The sequence below is a fragment of the Mycobacterium sp. E1715 genome, from assembly GCF_001667625.1.
Lineage (GTDB): Bacteria > Actinomycetota > Actinomycetes > Mycobacteriales > Mycobacteriaceae > Mycobacterium.
This window is the reverse complement of sequence record NZ_LZJJ01000150.1, coordinates 1-726: the sequence shown is the minus strand read 5'-3', so window position 1 is coordinate 726 and position 726 is coordinate 1. Positions and strand designations below refer to the sequence as shown.

Genomic DNA, 726 nt, shown 5'->3' with positions numbered 1-726 from the left:
GAGTCCGCGCAGCCCGGCCAGGAAGGCGTCGTGGTGGCGTTGCGCCGTGCTGCGGGTGTCGCGGCGCACCGCGTCCTCATCCGGGGTGGCGTCGACGACCGGGATTTCGTCGTCGGGGTTGCACACTCCGGGGGCGGCCAGCTTGGCCAGCATGGCCTCGATCGCGGCGCGCAACTCCGGAGTGACCAGGCCGCTGAGGCGCGACATGCCGTCGAATTCCTGGGCGCCCAGGGCGATCCCGCGCTTGCGGGCGCGTTCGGCGTCGCTGAAGTCTCCGTCGGGGTGCAGCCACTCCCTCAGCCGCTGGGCGTATTTGGCCAGTTCGTCGGGCCCATAAGCGCCGGCCTTGGCGGCCAGGTCGGCTTCGGCGGCTTGGCGGGTCAGGGCGTCGATGGCATCGGGCAGGTGGGCCAAGAAGTCGCGGATCACGTTGATGTGGCCCTCGCCGATGCGCCCGGCGCGTTGGCGGGCCGCGGTCGCAGTCAGCTTGGGTGCCAGCGGTTCACCGGTCAGCGCCCGGCGCTCGCCGAGGTCGGCGGCTTCGGCGATGCGCCGGGCGGCCTCGGCCTTGGTGATGCGCAACCGGTCGGCCAGCCCGGTGCGCAAGGAGCCGCCCACCTCTTCGGGGCTGGCCTGCGCGTCGAGTTGGTTGATCAGCGCGTGCTGGGGTGTACGCAGCCGGCGGGCGACGCTTTCCACCCGCTCCAAAGCCCGCAACCGTTCCGG

At 72.6% G+C, this 726-nt stretch carries 1 protein-coding gene; it reads right to left on the bottom strand.

Annotation, left to right across the window (positions count from 1 at the left end; translation table 11 throughout):
* Positions 1-726 (bottom strand): DUF222 domain-containing protein (locus tag A9X03_RS08325; protein ID WP_156746503.1); only part of this gene is annotated, 726 nt, incomplete at both ends.